General features: G+C 58.7%; 21 protein-coding genes and 1 pseudogene. 15 read left to right on the top strand and 7 right to left on the bottom strand.

The genetic code is table 11. The annotated features are described in order from the left end of the window. Positions 1-140: 140 nt before the first annotated feature. The 11 genes from ABC383_RS23515 to ABC383_RS23465 all read left to right on the top strand — a co-directional run bounded on the left by ABC383_RS23515 (position 141) and on the right by ABC383_RS23465 (position 14,198). Positions 141-2,078, top strand: a complete 1,938-nt coding sequence (locus ABC383_RS23515; protein ID WP_413017760.1) for a putative bifunctional diguanylate cyclase/phosphodiesterase — start codon at positions 141-143, stop codon at positions 2,076-2,078. A 354-nt stretch (positions 2,079-2,432) separates the two neighbouring features. After that, entirely contained in the window at positions 2,433-3,884 is a 1,452-nt protein-coding gene (locus ABC383_RS23510) for an NAD-dependent succinate-semialdehyde dehydrogenase (RefSeq protein ID WP_413017758.1), read from the top strand. 61 nt (positions 3,885-3,945) lie between these two features. Next, positions 3,946-5,379, top strand: a complete 1,434-nt coding sequence (locus ABC383_RS23505; RefSeq protein WP_413017756.1) for a Rieske 2Fe-2S domain-containing protein — start codon at positions 3,946-3,948, stop codon at positions 5,377-5,379. 69 nt (positions 5,380-5,448) lie between these two features. Next, positions 5,449-6,375: a PDR/VanB family oxidoreductase gene (locus tag ABC383_RS23500; RefSeq protein WP_413017754.1), complete on the top strand. Its 927-nt coding sequence runs from the start codon at positions 5,449-5,451 to the stop codon at positions 6,373-6,375. 42 nt (positions 6,376-6,417) lie between these two features. Then, positions 6,418-8,109, top strand: coding sequence for a GMC family oxidoreductase (locus ABC383_RS23495; RefSeq protein WP_413018471.1), 1,692 nt, complete (start codon positions 6,418-6,420; stop codon positions 8,107-8,109). A gap of 167 nt (positions 8,110-8,276) precedes the next feature. Beyond that, entirely contained in the window at positions 8,277-9,080 is an 804-nt protein-coding gene (locus tag ABC383_RS23490) for a GntR family transcriptional regulator (protein WP_413017753.1), read from the top strand. 113 nt (positions 9,081-9,193) lie between these two features. Continuing rightward, positions 9,194-10,651: a sulfatase family protein gene (locus tag ABC383_RS23485; RefSeq protein WP_413017751.1), complete on the top strand. Its 1,458-nt coding sequence runs from the start codon at positions 9,194-9,196 to the stop codon at positions 10,649-10,651. A gap of 313 nt (positions 10,652-10,964) precedes the next feature. Further along, a complete protein-coding gene (locus ABC383_RS23480; RefSeq protein WP_413017749.1) occupies positions 10,965-12,305 on the top strand; it encodes an MFS transporter in 1,341 nt (446 codons plus the stop codon). A gap of 143 nt (positions 12,306-12,448) precedes the next feature. Further along, the gene (locus ABC383_RS23475) at positions 12,449-13,420 is read left to right on the top strand and encodes a Bug family tripartite tricarboxylate transporter substrate binding protein (RefSeq protein WP_413017748.1); all 972 of its coding nucleotides are present in this window, start codon (positions 12,449-12,451) and stop codon (positions 13,418-13,420) included. A gap of 116 nt (positions 13,421-13,536) precedes the next feature. Continuing rightward, a complete protein-coding gene (locus tag ABC383_RS23470) occupies positions 13,537-13,887 on the top strand; it encodes a YidH family protein (RefSeq protein ID WP_413017746.1) in 351 nt (116 codons plus the stop codon). Then, positions 13,887-14,198, top strand: a complete 312-nt coding sequence (locus ABC383_RS23465) for a DUF202 domain-containing protein (RefSeq protein ID WP_413017745.1) — start codon at positions 13,887-13,889, stop codon at positions 14,196-14,198. Before ABC383_RS23470 ends, ABC383_RS23465 begins: the two co-directional genes overlap by 1 nt. Positions 14,199-14,698: 500 nt before the next feature. Here ABC383_RS23465 and ABC383_RS23460 read toward each other — a convergent pair whose 3' ends face one another. Together ABC383_RS23460 and ABC383_RS23455 are read right to left on the bottom strand one after the other, a co-directional pair. Then, positions 14,699-16,021, bottom strand: coding sequence for an IS701 family transposase (locus ABC383_RS23460; protein WP_413017743.1), 1,323 nt, complete (start codon positions 16,019-16,021; stop codon positions 14,699-14,701). Positions 16,022-16,107: 86 nt separating this feature from the next. After that, positions 16,108-16,512 (bottom strand): annotated as a pseudogene (locus ABC383_RS23455) (IS5/IS1182 family transposase); the annotation flags it as partial. A gap of 54 nt (positions 16,513-16,566) precedes the next feature. Here ABC383_RS23455 and ABC383_RS23450 point away from each other — a divergent pair. Continuing rightward, a protein-coding gene (locus tag ABC383_RS23450) for an IS3 family transposase (RefSeq protein WP_413017741.1) occupies positions 16,567-17,759 on the top strand; the annotation gives its coding sequence in 2 pieces (ribosomal slippage) (positions 16,567-16,861 and positions 16,861-17,759; 1,194 coding nt in all). Here the strand turns inward: ABC383_RS23450 and ABC383_RS23445 are convergent. The 4 genes from ABC383_RS23445 to ABC383_RS23430 all read right to left on the bottom strand — a co-directional run bounded on the left by ABC383_RS23445 (position 17,729) and on the right by ABC383_RS23430 (position 20,239). After that, the gene (locus ABC383_RS23445) at positions 17,729-18,658 is read right to left on the bottom strand and encodes an IS5 family transposase (protein WP_413018469.1); all 930 of its coding nucleotides are present in this window, start codon (positions 18,656-18,658) and stop codon (positions 17,729-17,731) included. The genes ABC383_RS23450 and ABC383_RS23445 overlap by 31 nt on opposite strands. 141 nt (positions 18,659-18,799) lie before the next feature. Beyond that, on the bottom strand, positions 18,800-19,306 hold the full coding sequence (locus ABC383_RS23440) for an Hsp20/alpha crystallin family protein (protein ID WP_413017740.1): 507 nt from the start codon (positions 19,304-19,306) through the stop codon (positions 18,800-18,802). A 67-nt stretch (positions 19,307-19,373) separates the two neighbouring features. After that, positions 19,374-19,784, bottom strand: a complete 411-nt coding sequence (locus ABC383_RS23435; RefSeq protein WP_413017738.1) for an Hsp20/alpha crystallin family protein — start codon at positions 19,782-19,784, stop codon at positions 19,374-19,376. Between the two features lie 17 nt (positions 19,785-19,801). Next, entirely contained in the window at positions 19,802-20,239 is a 438-nt protein-coding gene (locus tag ABC383_RS23430; protein ID WP_413017736.1) for an Hsp20/alpha crystallin family protein, read from the bottom strand. Between the two features lie 184 nt (positions 20,240-20,423). Here ABC383_RS23430 and ABC383_RS23425 point away from each other — a divergent pair, with 184 nt between their 5' ends. From ABC383_RS23425 to ABC383_RS23415, 3 genes are all read left to right on the top strand, one after another. Then, on the top strand, positions 20,424-20,609 hold the full coding sequence (locus tag ABC383_RS23425) for a helix-turn-helix domain-containing protein (RefSeq protein WP_413017734.1): 186 nt from the start codon (positions 20,424-20,426) through the stop codon (positions 20,607-20,609). Positions 20,610-20,939: 330 nt separating this feature from the next. Further along, entirely contained in the window at positions 20,940-21,527 is a 588-nt protein-coding gene (locus ABC383_RS23420; RefSeq protein ID WP_413017732.1) for a hypothetical protein, read from the top strand. A 46-nt stretch (positions 21,528-21,573) separates the two neighbouring features. Then, positions 21,574-22,128, top strand: a complete 555-nt coding sequence (locus tag ABC383_RS23415; RefSeq protein ID WP_413017730.1) for a hypothetical protein — start codon at positions 21,574-21,576, stop codon at positions 22,126-22,128. A 714-nt stretch (positions 22,129-22,842) separates the two neighbouring features. Here ABC383_RS23415 and ABC383_RS23405 read toward each other — a convergent pair. Beyond that, entirely contained in the window at positions 22,843-23,055 is a 213-nt protein-coding gene (locus tag ABC383_RS23405) for a hypothetical protein (protein WP_413017726.1), read from the bottom strand. Positions 23,056-23,438 lie beyond the last annotated feature (383 nt).

Here is a 23,438-nt window from a genome sequence, read left to right as displayed (position 1 = left end):
TGAATGCCGCCTTCGAATGGCTCGTGCCGCACCTTCAGGCAGACGGGTCCTTGGTATGAAAGCATGCTGCTCAAGAACAGGCGCAAGTGTTTCAGTCATTGCAATGTGCGCGACTATCGTCTAATACCAAAGAGCAGCCGGTGGAGAAATCGATGGGGCATGCTACTGAACAGAAAAACGGTGGAGACGGATCGGCACTGACAGAGGATCAAGTCAGACAGGGTTTTACACGAGCCGTTCGCGCGCTTAGAACGTTAAGCGCCGGCGGCCGGACCCTGCTGCGCGCCTCCAACGAGAATGATTTGCTGCAGGAAATGTGCCGGGTGATTGTCGAGACCGGCGGCTACCGCCTTTCCGCAGTCGCCTATGCCGAGCAGGACGAACGGAGGAGTCTGCGCTGGATGGCTGCGGTCGGTGTCGACATCGCATTTCTGGAGACACTGCGTTACACATGGACCGATACGAAGAGCGGACGCAATGCGACAGGCACCGCAATCCGCACTGGCCGCCCCGACGTAGCGCGCAATCTGTTGACCGATCCGGTGTACGCCGACCCAGGCTACGACAGCCTGCGCGAGCGGGGGCGGCGTATGGGCTTTGCTTCTTCCACTTCCTTTCCCTTGCGCATTGATGGCGAAGTATTCGGAGCCTTAACGATGGCCGCGCCTGAACCGGACGCCTTTGACGCCGAGGAAATCGCGTTGCTCGGTGAACTTGCCGACGACTTGGCGTACGGCATCGCGAATCTGCGTCTCAGTGTCCAGCATCGCAAGGCGCAAGCCATCATTGTGCGTCAGGCGTACTACGACCCGCTAACTGGATTGCCAAACCGTACCTTGCTGCAGGAAAAAATCGAAGCGCGGATGACTGACGCCAGGCAGCAGGGCCGCGCGCTTGCACTGCTGCACCTGGAAGTTGGTCGACTGAGCGAAGTGAACAAGGTACTCGGCTACCGTGCAGGAGAGGAACTGCTGCAGGAGCTTGCCCGGCGCCTGGCGAAGGCTGTGCGGCCCGACGAAGTCCTGGCGCGCGTGGGCGACGCCGAGTTCGCCATCCTGCTACAGGACGGCAGTGCCCACTCTGCCACACAGGCAGCGCAGCACTTGGCCGTTACGCTAGGCGAGCCAGTCGAGGTCACCGGGCTGATGCTCCAGGCAGGCATGAGCATCGGCATCGCGCTGTTTCCAGAACACGCGACCAATGCGCAAACCCTGATCCAGCGCGCCAACGCCGCGATGCACCAGGCCAGGCCGATCTACGGCGGCTACGCGATGTACAGGTCTGGCCAGGAGCAGGAATATACCCGTCGCCTGGCACTGATCGGTGACCTGCACCGGGCAATTCGAGGTAACGAGATGCGCCTGTATTGCCAGCCCAAGGTTGACATCGCATCGCGCCGTGTTTGCGGCGTCGAAGCCCTGGTGCGTTGGCAGCATCCGCGGCATGGCATGGTTTCGACCGCCGAATTCATCCGTTTGGCCGAGCAGGCGGGCACAATCACACCCCTGACACACTGGATGCTGGACGCGGCATTCAGACAAAGCCATGCATGGAGCGAAGCCGGCGTGAACCAGGCACTCGCGATCAACCTGTCAGCGTACGACCTTTACAGCCCCGGACTGGCCGATCGCATCGGCGGCCTGTTCTCGACCTGGGGCATATCACCGCAGATGATCCAGTTCGAGCTGACCGAAAGCGCGCTGATGGCCGATCCCGCCGCGGCCATGGAAACGCTGACCTGCTTGAAGAATCTCGGCGTAGAGCTTTTCATTGACGACTTTGGCACCGGCTATTCAGGACTCAGTTACCTGCAGAGGTTGCCAGTCGATGGCATCAAGATAGACCAGTCGTTCGTCATGCCGATGATCAGCAGCGGCGATTCCGAAGTGATCGTGCATTCCACGATTGAACTGGGGCACAACCTCGGCCTGAAGGTGACGGCAGAGGGCGTGGAAACCGACGCCGTCTGGAAGCGCCTCGCCGCGCTCGGATGTGACGTTGCCCAAGGCTACCTGATCAGCATGCCTATGCCAGCGCAGAGTTTTGAAAGCTGGAATCGTCGCTGGGCTGCCAATTAACGGTACGCCGGCAGGTCCCACCGTCTGGATCAGGATCAGCATCGAACCGGCAGCAAGGACACGCGTGGCGATCCCGAGCGTCCCGTGAGCGGGCGCTATTTCGGCGTGGCATGGAATCGGCAGCGGCCAATCCTCAAGCAGAAAATAATAAAAAAATCCGCTTGCATCTAAAACTATATAGGACTACAGTGCAACCAGCGATTCAAACAAAATAGGAAAGAACGACTTCTTCCCTAAAAACTATATAGCTTTATAGGAAAATCGTTGCCGCTCCGATGAAACGGCGGCCCTTCATACCGGGTGCATGGCGCCATGCGCCGAATGTATCCCGGCCTTTAACGGAGAACGAGGCGTATGAACAATCACCACTACCCCAGCCAGCTTCCCTTGCTGATCGACGGTGAATGGTATGGGCCGGAAGGGCACGACACCCAAGCCGTGATCAACCCTGCCACGGAGGAAGTACTCGCGCAATTGCCCCATGCGTCACTGGCCGATCTCGACCGCGCGCTTGCAGCGGCCCGACGCGGCTTCACCACCTGGAGCGCCATGTCGCCCTGGGCGCGAGCCGACGTGATGAAGCGGGCGGCGGAGATTGTGACCGATCGCAAGGCGGCGATTGCGGCAATCCTGACGATGGAAAACGGCAAGCCGCTTGCTGATTCGCTGGGGGAACTGGACCGCGTCATTGAGACCATCATCTGGTGCGCCGAAGAAGGCAAGCGGGCTTACGGCCGGGTCATGCCGCCGCGCGCGCCTGGCGTGACGGAATCGACGATCAAGCGTCCGGTAGGCCCCGTTGCAGCCTTTGCGCCGTGGAATTTTCCGGTCGTGCTGGTGGCGCGCAAGCTTGCCGCGGCACTGGCTGCCGGATGTTCGATCGTGATCAAGCCCGCCGAGGAAACGCCCGGCGCATGCATTGAGCTGGCGCGCGCCTTCCAGGACGCTGGCGTGCCGGCCGGCGTCATTAATGTCGTGTTCGGAAATCCGGCCCAGATATCGGAATACCTGATCAAGTCGCCCATCATCCGAAAAGTCACTTTTACCGGGTCGGTGCCGGTCGGCAAACTGCTGAGCAAGATGGCAAGCGAGCATCTGAAGCCGGCGACGATGGAGTTAGGCGGGCATTCACCCGTCATCGTGTTCGACGATGTCGATGTGGACCGCGTTGCCCGCGCCTGCGCCACCTTTAAATATCGCAATGCCGGCCAGGTCTGCCTGTCGCCCAACCGTTTCTACGTGCATGAGAATGTCCATGACCGTTTCGTGGATGCATTCACAGCCGCTGCGCGCGCGCTGGTCGTGGGCAACGGCATGTCGCCGGCGACGCAGATGGGGCCGCTCAACAACGCGCGCCGGCTCCATGCGGCGCAAGCCTTCGTTGCCGATGCGCGCGATCGCGGCGCCCGTGTCGCCGCCGGCGGGTCGCGCATCGGGACGCGCGGCTTTTTCTTCGAGCCGACCGTTCTCACCGGGCTCGATGAACAGTCGTCCATCTTGCATGAAGAACCGTTTTGCCCGGTCGCGCCGATCATGTCGTTCTCGACGATCGACGAGGCCGTCGCAAAAGCCAATGGCGTCGACTTCGGTCTTGCCGCCTACGCGTTCACCCGCTCGATCCGCAATGCGGCGACGGTTACCGAAGTCTTCGAAGCGGGCTGGATTGGCATCAACAGCTTTACCCCGTCGCTGGCCGACGCGCCGATCGGCGGCTTGAAGCAAAGCGGTGTCGGCTACGAAGGCGGTCCCGAAGGGCTAGATGCCTACCTGCATATCAAGTTCGTCAGCCAGGCAATGCCAGTGTAAGCCCTGTACTTCAAATGCGTTTTTATCAACGATCAAAATTGTTCCTATAACGGAGATACCCATGAGCCAAGTCACCAAGGAAGTCGTTCTGAAGCACATGCCTTTTGGCGGTTACTACAAGCACAAGGACAGCGCAAAGGGCCACGATGCCGAACTCACCCATACCGATGCAGGGACGCCGATGGGTGAATACATGCGCAAGTTCTGGCAGCCGGTTTGCCTGTCGGAAGAATTGAAGGAATTGCCCAAAGCAATTCGCATCCTCGGCGAAGACCTCGTAGCGTTCCGCGACAAGCAGGGCAGGGTAGGCGTGATGCATCGCCACTGCGCCCACCGCGGCGCCTCGCTGGAATTTGGCATCATCACCGACCAGGGCATCCGCTGCTGTTACCACGGCTGGCACTATGCCCTTGACGGCACCTTGATCGAAACGCCCTGCGAACCGGCCGACAGCCGACTGAAGGAAATCGTATGCCAGGGCGCTTACCCGGCATTCGAGCGCGACGGCCTGGTTTTTGCCTATCTGGGTGCGCCCGACTCCATGCCCGAATTTCCAGTGTTCGACTCGTACGTGTATCCGAAGGGAACGCGGCTGGTGCCATTCTCGAATATCTATCCATGCAACTGGCTGCAGGTGTTCGAGAACATCATGGACCACATGCACACCGCCGTGCTGCATAACCACATGACGGTCGAAGGCGTCGATGCCTCCACGTCCGAAGGGGTTTCGCTCGAAGGATTCGGCGACATGCCGGTGATGCAGTGGGAGGCAACCCGGGAAGGCAACGGCATGATTTTCATCGCCGCGCGCCGCCTGCCGGAGGACAAGGTCTGGATAAGGATCACCGAAATGCTGTTCCCGAATTTTCTGCAGATCGGTTCGCTGGTGCCGACCGCTGCGCGCGAGCGGCATTCGACGACGGCAATGACCCGCTGGCAAGTGCCAGTCGACGACACCCACATGATCATCTTTGGCTATCGCCACTTTAACGATGAAGTCGACCCCGACCACCTGGGCAGCGAAGAGGAATGCGGCGTCGACAAGATCGATTTCCTGGTCGGCCAGACGGGCAATCGTACTTATGAGGAAGGTCAGCGCGCTCCCGGCGACTGGGAAGCGCTGGTGAGCCAGCGCCCAATCGCGATCCATGCCCAGGAAAATCCCGGCCGGTCCGATGTCGGCGTATACATGTGCCGCAAGCTGCTGCGCGATGCCGTACGCGGCCATACCAAGCCCAATGCCACTCACAATACGATGCAGGCGGGCGGCGACACCCTGCCTCTGTATGCGCAGGACACGGTATTGCGGGTTCCACAGGAACAGGACGACCGGGCGCTGCTTGCGCGTCTTGGCAAGCAGGTGCTCGCAATCCTCAAGGAAGCAGACGGCCTGCCGAGCCAGGCGCGCGATGCGCATGTACGACGCCGGCTGGATGATCTGGATGGCGGCCTGAAGGCCGGGTTCAAGCAGCTTCGCACGGGAACCGGTTTCTAAGGCAGCCGCATTGCATAGTTCATCAGGAGGAGTACCATGCTAGAGCTTCGCGTACGTTCAGTCACGAACGTGGCCACCGGGATCAACGTCTATGAACTGGTTGACCCGGCCGGCGGCGACTTGCCACCCTTTTCCGCCGGGAGTCATGTGGACGTCCATCTTCCCGGCAATTTCGTGCGACAGTATTCATTGTCGAATGACCCGGGTGACAGCAAACGCTACGTCATCGGCGTACTCAATGCGCCTGACAGCCGTGGCGGCTCCAAGGCCATGCACACTTTGGTGCATGCCGGCGCCACGATCCGGGTATCCGCACCCCGCAACAACTTTCCGTTGCACGAGGGCGCGCGCCGCTATGTGCTCATTGCCGGCGGCATCGGCATCACGCCGATCATGTCGATGGTCAGGGTGCTCGAGGCCCAAGGCCGCGACTACGTTCTGCATTACTGCTCGCGTTCCCCGGAGCGCACGGCGTTCAGGGAAGAGCTCCAAGCGCTGGTGCAGCGGGGAACGCTGGTTCACCACTATGACCATGGCGACCCCGCAAAGGGCATTCCACTGTCCAGAGTCCTCGAATGGGCTGAGCAGGACACGCACCTCTATTACTGCGGCCCTTCGGGCCTGATGGCGGCGATCGCCAAGGCAAGCGCGCATTGGCCGGCCGGCACGGTGCATTGCGAGCACTTTGCCGCCCCGCCAGCAGCGTGGCCTCAAAAGGAAGCGTCCGCCGCCAGCGGCGAATTCCAGGTCAGGATCGCGAGCACCGGCCAGACCATGCCGGTCCCGGAAGGAAAATCGATCCTGCAAACGCTGCGCGAAGCAGGGGTGCCCTGTGAGAGTTCCTGCGAGGCCGGGGTATGCGGTTCCTGCCGCACCCGATACCTGGAAGGCACGCCGGATCACACCGACTTCGTCCTCGACGATACGGAGCGCGAGCAATACCTGATGATCTGCTGCTCGCGCGCGCAGTCCGAACTGCTGGTGCTGGACCTGTAATGACAACGTTGTAGCAGCGCGTTGAAAATCAAGGAGACGAAAGTGGAAGAGCAGGTTTATGACTATGTCATCGTTGGCGCCGGTTCCGCGGGCTGTGTGCTGGCCAATCGGCTGACGGCGAACGGCAAGCACACTGTGCTGCTGCTGGAAGCCGGGCCAGCGGACAAGAATATCTGGATCCATATACCGATCGGTTATGGCAAGACCATGTTCGACAAGCAGGTCAACTGGCAGTTTTACACCGAGCCGGAGCCCAACCTGGGTAACCGGAAGATCTATTGGCCGCGCGGCCGAACTCTGGGCGGCTCCAGCTCGATCAATGGTCTGGTCTACGTCCGTGGCCAGGCCGAGGACTATGATCACTGGGCAGCATTGGGCAACAACGGCTGGTCCTGGAAAGAGGTGCTGCCGTATTTCATCAAGGCGGAATGCAACAATGGCGTGGGCGGCGCCTATCATGGCGCAAGCGGCCCGCTGCACGTTTCGCCGATCCGCGAAAAGCATGAACTGGTCGATGCCTTCATTGCCGGCGCCGGGGAGCTTGGCATTCCGCATAACGAGGACTTCAATGGCCGTACACAGGAAGGCGCCGGCTACTATGAACTTACCTCGCGCAAGGGCCTGCGCTGCTCGTCTGCCAAGGGTTACCTGAAGCCTGCCCGCCTGCGACCCAACCTGACGATCGCGACCGAAGCGCTCGCTTCGAAAATTCTGTTCAACGGCACCGTCGCCACGGGCGTGCGCTACCGCCAGCGTGGCAGGGAGCGGGTCGTACGTGCGCGCAATGAAGTCTTGCTCTGCGCAGGAGCGATCCAGTCGCCCCAACTGCTCCAGTTGTCCGGCATTGGCCCGGCCGCACTGCTGAAGCGATATGGTGTCCCGGTAGTGGCGGACTTGCCTGGCGTGGGCGAAAACCTGCAAGATCATCTGCAGGTGCGGCTCATGTATAAATGTTCCAAGCCTATCACCACCAATGACGATCTCATGAGTCTGTGGCGCAAGGCCAAGATCGGTATGAAATGGACTTTCTTTCGCAAGGGCCCGCTGGCCATTGGCATTCAGCTGGGCGGACTGTTTACCCGTGCAATGAAAGATGCGGCGACACCGGATATACAGTTTCACTTCGGTACGATCAGCGCCGACATGACTGCCGGCAAACCGCATCCGTTTTCGGGATTTACCATGTCCATGTGCCAGCTTCGGCCCAGCAGCCGCGGCACGATAAGGATCAGGTCCGCGGATGCGAGCGTTCCGCCGGAAATGAAGCCGAATTATCTGGACACCGAGCATGACCGGAAGGTAATGATTGCCGGGGTACGCGTGGCGAGAGCGCTGGCGGCGACCCGCGCGATGACACCATACATTCTGGAAGAGTACAGGCCGGGCGCCGCGGTCGAGTCCGACGAGCAGATCCTCGATTTCATCCGCAAGTACGCCACCACGATCTTTCATCCGGTAGGTACTTGCCGGATGGGCAGCGGAAGCGATGCGGTCGTCGACGAGCGGCTGAAAGTCAGGGGCGTCAAGGGTTTGCGCGTCGTGGATGCCTCCATCATGCCGACCTTGATCTCGGGGAACACCAATGCGCCGGCAATCATGATCGGCGAAAAGGCTTCCGATATGATATTGGCCGACGCGGCGGCAGGACAGCACGGGGCAGGTCTCGTTGGCAGCCGTGCCGATGAGCTTGCCGCAGTGCCAAGGCAAGCCGAGGTCATCACGCAAGGCAGGTAGCGGGCGGTCCGTGGATGCATTGATTTTTCGTCGCGCGGCCGCTGAAGACACCGAAGAAAATAGAAATGGCTTGCCTAATCAGTCCGACAGAGCTATATAGTTTCTATACGGATTAAAGAAGAGGTCTGCATCATTCAGGCTCGGCAGTCCGCCTTTTTAGGAAAATCATGGAAATAACAACAGATCATTCTGAGCTTTTCAAACGGCTGCACCAACCCAACCGCAGCGGCTTGCCGAAATACATGCTTCTTACCAATGCGCTAATTGAAGGCATTACCTCGGGCCACTGGAAGGCAGGAGACAAATTGCCGACCGAAGAAGAGCTTGCCGAGATCACGCCGTTCAGCCTGGGGACGGTGCAGCGCGCCCTGCGCAGCCTTGCCGAACAGGGAATCGTGGTGCGCCAGCATGGCCTCGGGAGCTTTGTGGCAGATACGAATCTGCGGCTGGAAGATCCCTGGCATTGCCGCTTCGTGGCGGACGATGGCCATAGCTTTTTGCCGATTTATTCCAAGGTGCTCAAGCGGGAACAAGCTGTTGCGCCGGGAGCGTGGATGCAGTATTTCCCGAACGCCCGCGATAGCGTCATTAAGATCGACAGGGTGATTAATGTCGACAACGAGTTCAATGTCTACACGCAGTTCTACGCCGACAGGAATCTGTTGCCCGCGCTGTGGGCAAAGCCGCTAGCCAAGCTCAATGGACTGAATTTCAAGAAGATGATTGCGCAGGAGTCCAATGTGCCGATTACCCATGTCGACCATCTAGTCCGTCTTACCCGGCTGGATGCGACTATGGCGACCGCGCTGGACGTGGCGGCTAGCACGCCCGGTATCTTCCTGCAGGCGGTGGCTCGGATGGGCACCAGCGCCTGCGTGTATTACCAGGAGTTCTTCATTCCGCCGACGGAACGGGTTTTAAGTGTTCCGGCGGAAATGGGGTCTGCCTTTTCATTGCGAACCATACGGTAAAGCACAGGTTTAAAGAAGGAGCAGGGGCACTTACCTCGTCCTGTTCCTTCGCAGTCAAAAAAATTTTTGTCATTTTTAGTCCTATATAGCTTCATATGATAAGGAGTTGAAGCATGAACAGTACCGGTAAAAATCTGTTAGTCATCATGTCTGATGAGCACAATCCGAAAATGCTCAGCTGTGCTGGGCATCCTATCGTCAAGACCCCTAATCTCGACCGGCTTGCCGCGGGAGGAGTGCGGTTCAGTTCGGCTTATTGCACCAGCCCAGTCTGCATTCCGGCGCGTGCCTCATTCGCCGTCGGCAAATATATCCACCAGATCGGCTACGCCGACAACGCCGACGCCTATGACGGGAAAATTCCAAGCTGGCACCATAAGCTGCGCGACCGGGGCCATCAGGTCGTATCGATCGGCAAGCTGCATTTCCGTGAGACCGGCGAGGACCATGGCTTCTCAGAAGAAATCATCCCTATGCATATCATTGAAGGGAAAGGCGACCTGATGGGTCTGGTGCGCAGCGACCTGCCGGTGCGCAAGGGCGCCTACAAGATGGCCAACATGGCTGGCCCCGGCGAAAGTCAGTACACCTTTTACGACAGGGAGATCGCCGCCCGCGCACAGGTGTGGCTGCGCGAGGAAGCGAAGAAGCATCAGGAGAAGCCCTGGGTACTGTTCGTCTCTTTTGTCGCGCCGCATTTCCCGCTCACCGCGCCACCGGAGTTTTTCTACCAGTACTATGATCAGGTCCTGCCCCTGCCGAAACTGTATGCGCGCGAGGAGCGGCCCACTCATCCTTATCTGATGGACTACCGCAGCAGCTTCAACTACGACGATTATTTCGACGCGGTAAAGCTGAAGAAGGCGCTCGCAGGCTATTACGGCCTGTGCTCCTTCCTCGATCACAACGTGGGCCTCGTGCTTGACGCGCTGACCCAGTCGGGCCTGGCGGGCGACACCCAGGTGGTCTATACCAGCGATCATGGCGATAACCTCGGGGCGCGCGGCATGTGGGGCAAGTCGACGATGTTCGAAGAGGCATCCGGGGTGCCGCTGATCATTGCCGGGCCGAATATCCCGAGGTCCGAAGTGATCGACACGCCCGCCAGCCACGTGGATGTCTATCCGTTTATTTTGGAAGCCGTTGGCGCGGCGGATCCTTCGCTCATGGGAGGCTTCCCGGGGATCTCGCTCAATTCCCTTGCCCAGGGCGAAAAGCCTGATCGCAACGTGCTGGTCGAGTATCACGGCATGGGGTCGTCGACCGGGGCATTCATGATCCGGCACCACCAGTACAAATATGTGTATTACATTGACTATCCGCCGCAACTGTTCGATCTGAAGGCGGACCCCGAGGAACTTACCGACCTTGCAGCCGACCCCTGCCAGGTCGCCGTACTCGCCGAGTGCCATGCCCGCCTCCTCGCGGTCTGCGACCCGATCGCGGTGGACCGCGAAGTCAGGCGGCGCCAGGCGGAACTGCTGCAGGCCAATGGCGGTCGCCAGGCCGTGATTGAACGCGGCGACCTCGGGTTCAGCCCGCCGCCAGGCGCAGCGGTTGTATTTGACTAGGCGGGCAGCCGCCTTCGCAGGCGGCTGCAATGACAGCCAGTCCCGCATCGCATCCGTAAAAAGAACAAGAATAAGCTTAACCACACCTTTCCGGAAAATCTGGAGGAGACAATGTCATACAAACGCTATCAGGGTTTTACAGGCCCATTCCCGCACCTCGCGCGTAGCGAGGAAATCAGCACCAGCAATCGAGCAGCGGTCATCGCGTGTCTACACCATGCGCCGCCATCGTACGGACGGCAGCGAAGTGAGCCGCCTGCGGAGTCCAGCCCGATTTGCCAGTCTTGATCTTATCTTTCTTACGGAGCAAAAAATGTCGCCTGTATCCCGCACCGTCCCACGCGCCTGGGTCATCACTCTGATGCTTGCGCTATTCATGGTCCTGAACTTCATGGACAAGGCCATCCTCGGCATCGTTGCCAAACCGCTAATGGCCGATCTGGGCATTTCGCCTTCCGAGTTCGGCATGATCGCGAGCAGCTTTTTCCTGCTGTTCTCCATTTCGGCCATCGGGTTCGGCTTTATTGCCAACCGGGTGTCATCCAAAGGACTGCTGATTGTTTGCGCGGCCATCTGGGGCATCGCCCAGTTCCCCCTTGCCTTTACTGCTTCCGTTCCGCTTCTTTACTTCTCCCGGATTTTGCTCGGAATAGGGGAGGGGCCGGCTTATCCGCTTGCGTTGCATGCCTGTTACAAATGGTTTCCCGACGACAGGCGCGGTCTGCCCTCGGCAGTGATTTTCCAGGGCGTTACAGCGGGACTGCTTATTTCCGGTCCTGTGTTGTCCTATGTGCTGGTGCGCTGGGGCTGGCACGCCGCGTTCATGGCGCTGGGCCTGGCCAGCGTGGTATGGATGGTGGTCTGGGCCATCTTCGGCGCGGAAGGCAAGGTGGCAAGCCCTGATGCAGCAAAGAGCACGGCCCAGGAAAAGCCGGCTATGGCTATTTCTTACTGGAAGCTCATATCCGACAGGACCTTCCTGGCGAACATGCTGCTTTACTGGACCACGTACTGGATCTTTTCGGTGATGTTTACCTGGATTCCATCCTATCTCGGCACCGTGATGAACTACGACGCTACACAGACGGGCTGGATGTTCATGGTATTCACCGCCTTTAACATCCCTATCGTCCTGGGTGGATCCTGGCTGTCCGAACGCTTGCTGCGGGGCGGTATGCGATCCTGTCGCGCCCGGGGATGGCTGACCTGCAGCTTTGTTCTGCTGGGTGGCGCAATCATACTGTTTGCGGTCTATTTCGTGCAGCAGCCGCTGCTCAAAGTCGTCCTGCTTGCCATCGGATGCAATCTGCCGCAGATAACCTTCGTGCTCAGCTCGACCATTGTTGCGGAAATTATTCCTGACAGCCAGCGTTCCGCAATGATGTCGATTAACAGCGCACTGGCCACTACCGGCGGGCTGGTAGCACCCGCGCTGATGGGCAGGTTCATTCAGGGCGCATCCAATCCTGGCCTAGGTTACGACACCGGTTTTGTTGTCGCCGGGGTGCTTTCAGTCGTCGCCAGCGTAATCGGCTTTGCCCTCATTAATCCCGAGGCCAGCAAGCGGCGTTTTGCGCTTATGAAGAAGCACGCTGAATCCGCCTCCCCAACCCAGGTCGCGCGGCCAATGACTGTCGCGGCCGAGCGCGCATAAGGCAAACGGGCCATAGCGCCGGCGCCGCGTCAGCGCCTTGTCCGGGGCAGGCTCTCCGCTTGCCTGCCCGGGCTCGGCGCCAGCGCTTCTTGCCGACGGCTGTCGACATCACGCGGTATCACATTGCAGGAATGGAGAAAGAAATGCTGATGAAAAAGCTTGTCGTAGCGACTTTGCTCGCCACTAGTACATTGGCCATGGCGCAGGAATGGCCGGACGGAAAACGCGTACGGGTGATCGTGCCTTATCCGGCCGGTGGCGGCGCGGACTTCGTATCCCGTATCGTGTCCAACCGCTTGGGCGAGACGCTGAAGACGACGGTCATTGTCGAAAACCGTACCGGTGCTTCAGGCACCATTGGGGCCGACGCGGTAGCCAAGAGCGCACCTGATGGAAATACCATCCTAATCGCTTCCCCTGCCGAAGTACTGGTTGGCCCGATCTCTGGCCAGAAAACCGCCTATTCGGCGGAGCAAGACTTGGTGCCGGTGACCTTGATCGACGAAACGCCCTTGGTGATCGCCGCCCATCCTTCGGTACCGGCTAGCAACCTGACTGAACTGATCGCGCTGGCAAAGGATGCGCCATCTAAGTATGCCTATGGCACGCCAGGCAACGGCAGTTCGATGCATTACGCGGGTAAGTCCCTTAATGCGATCGGGAAAATCAGCCTGCAGCATGTGCCTTACCGGGGAGCGGCTCCGGCGATAGCGGATCTGCTTGGCGGCCAAGTTCCCATTGGAATGGTTGGCATGCCACCCGTACTGGCGTTTGCTAAAAGCGGCAAGCTTCATGTCCTCGCCGTTACCAGTGCAAAGCGCTCTGCGGCCATGCCCGATGTGCCGGCCGTGTCCGAACTCCCCGGCTTTGCAGGCTATCGTTTCACGAACTGGATGGGAGTCTATCTTCCCGCAAAAACGCCCCAGGCAGTTGTCGATAAGCTGGCCGCCAACATCGCGCAGATCGTGCGAGAGACGGCAACACGGGAGAAACTGCGCGAGCAGGGTGTCGAACCGGTTGGCAACTCGCCGGCTGAATTTGTCTCGTTCCTGAAGTCGGAGCGAACTACCTATGCAAAGGTTGCGGCGGATCGCGATATTCGCGTCAGTCAATAATTGAAGCGCATGCCGCCACCTTGGATGTTGGCTTTACGCATTAAGCTAAAGGCGAGACTGGCCGGCATGCCGCCGCACGGCGGGCAAAAACGAAATTTGTTGATGCGAATCCTCTCATGACTGATCCTAAATGGCGCCGCGAAGGCACCGAGCCAGACTATCGATTCTCATTGGCCAACGAAAGAACATTTCTTGCATGGATCCGCACAGCGCTCGCCTTGATTGCCGGCAGCGTATTGCTCAAGCAGTTGGCGACCAGCATTCATCCGCAGTGGGTTCTGCTTGTCCTGGGAGTCGGCATTGCTGCCCTGGCTGCGCTGCTGTCCGCGCTGGCCTATTACCGCTGGAGGGACAATGAAATCGCCATGCGGCATGCACGTCCATTGCAATCAACGCGCCTGATGCCGCTGCTGTCGGGGCTGGCCCTGCTAGCATCCTCGGTACTGATCGTGGTCGTATTTATCTGATGATTCATCGGGATCCGGGCCTGCAGCCGCAGCGCACGTTGCTTGCCTGGTCGCGAACCGGCTTGGCTGTTCTGGTAAATGCGATCATCGTGTTGCGTACCGCGGTGAATGGCCACGACGGATTTCTCCTGGCATTGGGACTGGGCCTTCTGCTTGCTTCGGGCATTGTGGGTTTGTGCGCAGCTGACCGCAGCACCGCGCTTCGGTCGGGCCTGCACGAGACTGGCGTGCCGTGGAGATCGATAGTCAGCGTAACAGTCGTTACCCTGACTGCCGCTGCCGCTGGAATATTGTGCATGCTGGCCTCGTAAGCATACCGTGCCGCGCAGCTGCGATGGCGTCGAGGAAAGCAATTTTGTCTACATTTTTTCGACACCTACCGTAGGAGACAGCTCGATTTGTAGACAAATTTACTAGCATAAAAAAGAGAGCAGTTAAAACCGGAGGCAACCATTCAGTAAGGCTTGGCGCTACATTTATTATCACGCGAACAATCAGGGAGACAGATGTGTTGCCTAGTAGTGCCTCCGGTTTTAACTGCTCTCCCGCCTTTCTGCTTACGTATTCACGACTGCGACAAAAGGGGCTCGATCGCGTTCAATCTTGCCCGCGGGGTTCCATGCGAGGCCCGGCGAGGCGGAGCGCAAGCGATCTAGGAATCATTGATGTCGAAGTACGCGAAAAGAAGGACTGAAGCCCCTTGCTAGCTGTGATAGACGCGCACAGCGGCCATTTTTCTCCTACTTGCCTTCTAGCTAGCACTACTCTGCCATGTCACTCGCGCTGATGTATGTTTATCGGGGCGCCGCAATTAGGACACCAGAGGCGAATTACGGGACGCAGCACGGCTAGAATGGCGCGGCGTACCGCCGGTAACGTGGGCTGAGGTGGCGGACCCGGTGCATTGGCTTTTGTTTTTCTCCCCCGCCTGTAACTGGCTGGCCAAGCGTCGATGCTGCAGATAGGTAAATGCCATCATCGTCAGTAACGCGTGATGGTGCAGCCCTAGCCAGGATCTGCCCTCGTAATGGTCCAGGCCCAGTTCGTCCTTGAGCTGTTGATGCGCTTGCTCACATGCCCAGCGGGCCTTGATGGCGCGTACCAGCGTCCTGCGTGGCGTATTAGGCGGGTGGTTGGTGAAGTAATATTTGCGCTCGCCGCTGGAGCGTGCTTCGCACACCAGCCATGCGGCCTGGCCAGGAAGATGCTGCCAATGCGAAGCTAGTACACCATCTGCAACGCATACGCGCACAGCAGCAAAGCGCGCGCTAAGCATGCCTTTGGTACCGTAGCGCCACGAACAGCGCCGCAGTGCTTTGGGACCCAACGTATCAATCATCTGTACGACCGACACGCTCGGCACCGAAGGCTTTGCATACTTGGCCGGGCGCCCCACCGGAGGATTGGCTGGCATATCAAGCGTCACATCCACTGGATAGACCTTCTGAGTCGGCTGCACACCCACTGCCCAGCGTAGCCCTCGCTGCGTCAGTCCGGCGCGAAACTCTGCCGAACTGCCATAGCCGGCGTCGGCCAACACGATGCCAAAGCGCACATCGTCGGCCAGCGCAGCATCAATCTGTGCCAGCGCGATGTTGCCCTTGGGTTCGAACGTAACGAATTCAGGCACCTTGGCTGCTGCGCGACGCGCTTCGTCCTGTGCCCAATCTTCGGGCAAGTACAGCCGCAGGGCGATCGGCACTGGCACCTCCTTGCGCGCCAGAGTAAGCGAGACCAATACTTGGCAGTTGGCCTGCTTGCCCAGCACGCCGCAGTGCTGGCGCTTGACACCGACCGAATGCTTGCCCTGCTTGGGCAGCGCTGTGTCATCCACGATCAGTACGGCGTCCTTGCCGCCTACCAAGGCGTCAGCCGTCTTGCGCAGCACCTGTTCCAGCGGCGTAGTGGACCAGGTCGACGTGGATACGAAGTGGTGGAGCTGCTGTGTCTGCCCAGGACACACGCGCTCGGCCATCGGCTCGACACTCTTGCGTGTCCCCGCACCGAGGAGTCCTTGCAAATAGAGTGGCGCCCAGCAGCGCTGCTTGGAACGCTTAAAGGCAGCCAGAAATGGTTGTAGCCATTCTTGGAAATCTGCAAGCCAGTCGGTTCCGGCTGGAATTACGGAATTCATGGATATTCCTCCATAAAGCCATAACCAGAAATCCTACTCCTTTACTTGGCAGAGTAGTGCTAGTCGGTGCTGAACAATTCTACTTTTCAATAAGTCGGGACCATGGGGCGGCCGGAGTTAAGCTTATTAATGATGAGCCGGATATTGTGTCCGGCGCCGCAAAGCACTGCATGTATGGCATCGCCCAGTGTCCCTTTGAGCCAGTTGCGTCTCAGCTTGCCATCGTTCTTCATGTGGCCGATGGTCGGTTCGATAGCGCTTCGGCGCTTGATCATCGCCTTAAGGCCACGCGTGACGCCGCGTCGCTGACTTGATTTCCATATCTCTACGCCGTCGACCTCGACACCGCGATAGCCGCGGTCGACGAACGCCATCAGTGGTTTGACCTCGGCGAGAATTTCGGCCTGCTCCAGGGCTTCGTGGAGTGTATGGCCATCGTAAGGATTGCCTGGCATGGAACGCGCACCGACCACAAGACCTTCTTTCAACGTGTGACCCTGCCCCGATTTCACGTACAGCAGGAAGTTTGTTAACTTTCTAGTTGTATGGAGGAATACATGGGTGAGAAGTTGGTGCCGAAACGGCAGTACACGGAAGAGTTCAAGACGGAGGCGGTCAGGCTGGCGCAATCGGTCGGCCAGCACGAAGCCGCCCGCCGATTGGGCGTGCCGGCGGCAACGCTGGGGAATTGGGCGCGTCGGGAGCGTAATTTGGAGGCCACATCCGCAAGTAGGATCGCGGCATCATCGCCGGTAAAGCGCCCGGTGAGCGAGATGGAGGCCGAGATCACGCGACTGCGCAAGGAATTAGCCAGTGCCAAGCTCGATATCGAAATCCTTCGAAAGGCGACGGCATACTTCGCGAAGGGGTCGCGGTGAAGTATGCATGGATCGATGCCCACCGCGACCAGTACAGCGTCAGTCGACTTTGCCAGGTGCTTGGTGTGTCGCGCAGCGGCTATTGCCAATGGCGTTGTCGGACCCCGAGCTCACGGTCCCAAGCCAATGCCGCGCTGGATGCCGAGGTCAGTGCAATCCACCGTGCCCACTGCGGCAGATATGGGCGGCCACGCATCGTGGCGCAGCTACGGGCACGGGGCCAGCATATCGGTGCCGAGCGAGTGCGACGCAGCTTGCAACGGCAAGGACTACGCTCAGTCTACAAGCGTGCGTACCGGGTGACGACCGATTCCGCGCACAGCTTGCCGGTGGCGCCGAACCTGCTGGATCGGCGCTTTGATGGTTGGCAGCCGAATCAAGCCTGGGTCAGCGATATCACTTTTATCGCGACCGGAGAAGGATGGCTATATCTAGCGGCCATTCTGGACTTGGCCAGCCGGCGTATTGTAGGCTGGTCGATGTCCGAGCGGATACAGTCCGATCTCGTTTGCCAAGCCTTACGCAGCGCGTACTGGCAGCGCAAGCCGCCACCGGGCTTGATCTTACATTCCGATAGGGGCAGTCAGTATGCCAGCCGGGCGTACCGGCAACTGGCCGCATCCTTCGGCATGACGGTGTCGATGAGCCGACGTGCCAATGCCTGGGACAATGCGCCGATGGAGAGCTTCTTTAAGATGTTGAAGGTAGAACGGATTTACCAGACGCACTATGAAACGCGAGCCCAGGCGCGCCTGGACATCGTGGACTGGATCGAAGGGTATTACAATCGCCAACGGCTGCATTCCTCGGCCGGGTATGTCACCCCGGTTCACGCTGAGGAAGCACTCTTGGCTGCATGACTTGCTGTACGCGAAAACGAGGCAAGGTCAGTGGTGACGATCGATACCTTTACGCCGAATTCATACGGTGTTCGAGCTTTGCCTTTAGCGATGCATTCCACTTCGGGCGCATGCAGCGCATACAACTTGTTCTTGTCCATGCGTTGCTGCGTCAGGATACGGCCAGTCCGGGCCAGCAGGTCATCGAGTGTCTTGCGCTGTGGCTGGGGTACCTGATCTAACTGGCGTGCGATATCGCGGTGAACTCGCCCCACTCGTGAGCGCAGGGTACGCAAGGCTGCACGCATGCGCCGGAACTGTTTGGCATGGGCATAGCGGCCTATTTGCTGCACCAGCCGGGGCGCTTCACGGTTGTAATTCTGGCGAAGACGCAGGCTGCACTGGCGTGCTGCCTTCACCAGGTGTTCACGACTGCGTTCCAGCAGTGCCGAATCGGTTGGATAGGCAATTGCCTTCTCCATGACTGTCGTATCGACAATCACCCGCTGCACACTCGACGGCTTGATTACATTGGCCCGCTTGGCCGCCTCGATGCTCTGCGCCAGCAGTTCCTCCATGCCGACTTCGCCCAGCCGCTGGCGCCAGCGTGACAGGCTGGACGGGTCGATGGGTGGCTCGGTCTGCAGATGCGTCTCGCCGGTGAACACCTGCCAATATGGGTTCTCCAGCCAGCCGGCAACGACCTGTTCATCGGAGAGATTGAATGCATGCTGCAGGAACAGGAGGCCGGCGACAAGCCGTGGCCGCAAGATTGGCCGACCCGGCCCGGGCTGAAACGGCTCGGTAGCGACGCGGTCAATGGCTCCCCAGTCAATCATGTCGGCCAGCTCGACCAATGGATGATGCAAGTCGATATGGTCTCGCAACGGGTAGCCTTGCGTGTTGCTGTGTTGGAAAATACGGCGTTTCCTGCGTATGGAAGCCTCCGCCAAATTTGCAAGGAAAAGGCCAGTTATATTGGCCATTCCTGCAAATCCAACACTGACCTATCTCAGCCAAGACCGCGTGGAGGCTGGGCGTCCGCTATATTTCAGCGTCGACTAATTCACCTGTACAGCCAACTTGCGAGGCTTGGCAGGTAATGCTTTGGGTAATTCAACGCGCAGCACCCCATCCTTGCATACGGCCTTCGCTTGGTCGCTCAGGACTTCGGACGGCAATGGGACAACCCGCCTGAACTGGCCGTAGGCGCATTGCAGCACCCGGTATTGCCCTTGCGTTTCTTCTCGCTCGAAACGCTTCTCTCCGGAGACAACCAGCGACTGATCCTGTACTTCGACCTCAAGGTCCTCCCTGCTCACGCCAGGGATCTCCAGGCGCACAACAATGCGCTTGTCATCCTCGAAAACATCATCGCCGAGCATGGACCAGCCTACATGCGGCAGATAAAAGCCATCGTCCACCTGACTTTGCGTCGGGAGATTTGTTTGCGTGCCTGGTTTGAACCTGGTAAGAGAGCTGGAAGCGGACTGGCGCAAATGCTGCCAACCGTCGGACACAGAGTCCCAGAAAGAAGACAGGCCGTGTTTAATGTCGTCTAATTTCATGAGTTACCTCCTTACCTAATGAGGCTTTTCCTGCACCCCCTAAACGGGTGCAGGAAGAACCTTCGGATCAGGCCGCCCTTACTTCGATCCTCCGCGGCTGCACATGTGCGGCCTTTGGTATGCGCAGCTTGAGAACACCATTTCTGAACTCGGCCGACGTATTTTCGGTATCAAGTTCCTTCGACAGACTGAAAACTCTGCGATAACGCGGCAATCTGACTTCGGCGTGTGACGACTCCATTCCCTCAGGGGTTTCAAGAAATACTTCGCCTTCGATCGTCAGACTGTCGGTTTCAAACTGCACGCTTAGTTTGTCCTTGGACACGCCAGGCAGGTCGGCCAGCAGGGTGATTGCCGAAGCGTCCTCGACGACATCGACCGGGGGAGTCATGGCTATGTCGCGCCTGTCTTCCCGCCGGTCCTGCTTTTCCTGCGGCACTTGCCTGTCCTGCTTCGTAACACTGTTTTTGTCGCTCATGATTGTCCTCCTTTCATTCACTGAACTGTGATTCGGCGCGGTTGAGCCGATTCACGACGCTTGAGTTGAATGTGCAGCACGCCATCCCGGTACTTCGCCGACACATCGCTCGGATCAATCTCCTCAGGCAGGCTTAGCACGCGCCGGAAGCGGCCCGCGAAACGTTCATTGATATGAACGGTGGACTTCTCATTCGGAGTCGGCAGGTCGCTGTTGCGCTCGGCAGCAATGGTCAGTACACCACGCTCCAGATTGACGTCGATGCTGGCCGGGTCCAGGCCTGGCGCAAAAGCATAAAGCTCAATCGATTGCGGTGTCTTACCGACATTCAGCATTGGATACGTTCCGATGGTATTGCCGCGAATGCCGCTGCCGGCATTAAATGCACGCTGCACTTGCTGATGCAAGTTCTCTAACTCCGAAAAGATGTCGCTTGAAAACGTTGACTGGAACATTTTTCAATCCTCCTATCATTGTTCATAAACGGCACTCGGACTTACCAAGGCCTTCGCTGCGCAAAATAGGGCTGCCCATTTTGATTTCAAGAGGTCTCGCAATTCTTCGAATAACGTTTCAGAGCGTAAATATTTCTGCAATCGCTTGGACAACAGTGAGGCGCGGTTTGCCCGCTGTATATTGATGACGCATGACCGGGTGATAGGCGACGACTTTTATCTCACCCAGGAATTCCTGGCTGGCATGCTGGGAGCGCACCGCCCGACCATCAGCCTTGTCGCCGGTTCGTTTCAGCCGGCCGGCGCGCTGCAATACAATCGGGCACATGACGGTTCTCCAGCGGGCAGCGTTGGAAGAGATCAGCTGTGAATCCTACAGCATTGTCCAGAAGCATTTCGAGCGCTGCATTGGCCCATTCCGTAAAAACGAAGCATGACCGCTCCAAACGGCGCTTTGTAACCTCTGGACAATTTTCCTTGTGGAAAGTAGATGTGTAGGCGCATCAGGCCTAGTCATACATCTATCATTTTATTCTGCCTCTGCCCCATGCTGCGAGGAGGGCGCAGAGGCTGCTGACCCTTGCAAAGCGGCGATATGTCGCCTATTGCGCCGCAACCGCCGGTTGCAGTTGCGGGGCCGCCGTCCCCACCGCCGCCAGAGGCTCCAGTGCCGCCAGGGCGGCCACTACGCGGGGGCGTCATGCCTAAATCAATCGCGGAAGACGGCGAATCGTCAACCATGCAAGGAGCGGTTGCGCGCTTTCTGACCAATCCGGACGGAGGTGTCGACTGTTTCCTGACGAGCGACGGCGCACAGGTCCGCTTTCCGCCGCACATGGGTTCGCAAGTCACGTCGGCTATTCGCCCGGGTGACAGCGTGCGGGTGGTAGGCCGGCGCGATTCGGCTGGCAACTTTAACGCACAGCGCATCGTCGGCGAGCGAAGTGGTCGTGAACTGATCAACCAGCCGCCCACGCCAGGCGCGTCACCAATACCGCGGGAGTTGCGCGGCGTCCGGCTTTCGCGCCTTGACGCGCAGGGCCAGGTAGCGCACGTCACGACTGCACCGCGCGGCGAAACCGACGGCGTCATCCTGGTCGATGGCACGGTCATCAGGCTCACCCCTCCCGTCGCTAAGCAATTCCCGGCCTTGTTGAAAGTTGATGCGAACGTCGCTGCGCAGGGTTATGGAACCCGCAGTAAATATGGCACGGCCTTGCAGGTCACGGCATTCGGTCCGCCGGGGCACGTGAAGCAGATCTACGACGAAGCCCCGCCGCACCCCTGACCATATCGAAAGATGTCGCGAAAATCATTGAAGAAGGAGAAGCGGCATGCACTGGATCGACCCCGAGAGCCTTTCCGAAAAAAAGGGACCGTTATCCGTTTTTTTACCCAACCCGCACGGCGAACTGGACGGAATCGTACTCGGTCCGCGTCAGCAGCAACAGGTGCATTTTCCACCGCACCTGTCCAGCCAGATCGCTCGCCATATAGCGGTAGGCGATGACGTTCTCGTGCGAGGTGTGAAACCACGTGGTGCTGACATGATTGCAGCGGTCTCGATCATGGCCAAAGGCGGCAAGGTCATCCTTGATAAGGGGCCAAAGCATCACGACGAAAAGCCGCATCGGCCGCATGCCAGGCGCAAGGCCATGGAAGCAAGTGGCGAGGTGGCGCTCTCGCTGTTCGGGCCGAGGGGAGAGCTGCGCGGCGCATTGCTCGACGACGGCACATCCCTGCGCATGCCGCCTCATGCTGCGGCCGAACTGGCGTCGTACCTCGCGCCGGGCGCACTTGTGCAGGCGTGGGGGCATGGCATGAGGAATCGACACGGATGCGTGATCGAAGTGGACGAGATCGCTGAACTTGTCGATGGCGCGCCATGACAGTCGCAATCGGTGACACGCCGCTTGGGTCCGAGCCGGGCGGACCGCATCGGCGCATAGCCAATGCGCCCCGCGAGCGGACGAGCACGGCGCTCCACTGATGTCTCCTCGATAAGCACTCGAAGCGTTGAGCTTCTTCATGGCGGACATGCAGGCAGGCGTCGGTCCCTTTTTGGGCGTCATCCTTCAGTATCCTAGTGGTGTCTTACAAACCGGTGAGCCCGAGGAAAAGGGTGGCGCCGCCGTCGCTTTTTATGGCACGGGTGAAGTGGGGGGATTAACCGTCGCAATAGGGGCAACAGGCCCAGCTAGCCTCTCGCTCGAGATAGGTACGGATGATGCTCGACAGTTCCAGTGAGCGGCAAGCATATCTAGGCAACTGGCCCATTGCGTGCCCCAGTGCTCGACAGTTTTGCTGCGACTGCCGCATCCGCTGCACTCTATGAAATACCCTAAGCGAGCCCACTCGTTGCCAAAGAGCGACGATGCAGTTTTGATTCCAGCAGATCCGCCGCAGAACGGGCAGGGGTGAAGTTGATCGATCACTTTGCCTCCCTTTCAACGCTCTTCCAAATGCGGGAAATGAATTGCATGGATGGATGTTAAGCGGCGATTTCTACCGCCACTTTGGGCAAAGTCAACTTATAGGAAACAGTGCCACAAAAAGTGTAATCTGCCGCTGCCTCTGTTTGAGGGGCGGGCAAGGTGGGGTGGCTAGCCGTGCTTTGAGCCGGAAGTATCTGAGTCGTTGAAGGCCTTGAGAAGCGCCTTGAGTTCTTCGCACTCTTTCATCGCTGCTGCGTAGCCAGCTGCTAGCAAGTCCCGGTCGTGTTGAACTGCTCTTATGACGGCCCGCTGATCCCTAATGATTTCCTTAAGGGCTTCCAGAGAGGCGTCGAGATTTTGAAGAGTTTCTTCGTTGTGCACTGTGTATGTCCCGGTCTTTTTATAGTCGGAAGTATGCGTACTGTCGAGTTGCGAGACTTGCGCGAGGTCAAGCGAGGCGACAGAAATAAAAGCCCGCATCTGGCGAGCTTTAAATCACTGCTTCCAGAGAGTTATGCTGCTGGACTGGCGCCATTCTTGAGCTTCGATGGCCCAATGGAGAGGTTCGGTAGTTTTATGTCCTGACGAGCTTTTGTTTATGCGCCATACAACTTCCCAGCTTTCGCTATCGATGACTTCGTTGAAGTCTCATAGTCGCATACCAGCAAAAGCTTGAGCTTTTTTTAGCTCGTCGAATGTCCCGGTTACGTTCGCGGGATCGTGGCTTGGTTCACCACGCATATACTGACGGAGAAGAAAGCGAC

The organism is Noviherbaspirillum phoenicis, from assembly GCF_047237965.1.
Lineage (GTDB): Bacteria > Pseudomonadota > Gammaproteobacteria > Burkholderiales > Burkholderiaceae_D > Noviherbaspirillum_A.
This window is presented reverse-complemented; position numbering and strand designations above follow the sequence as displayed.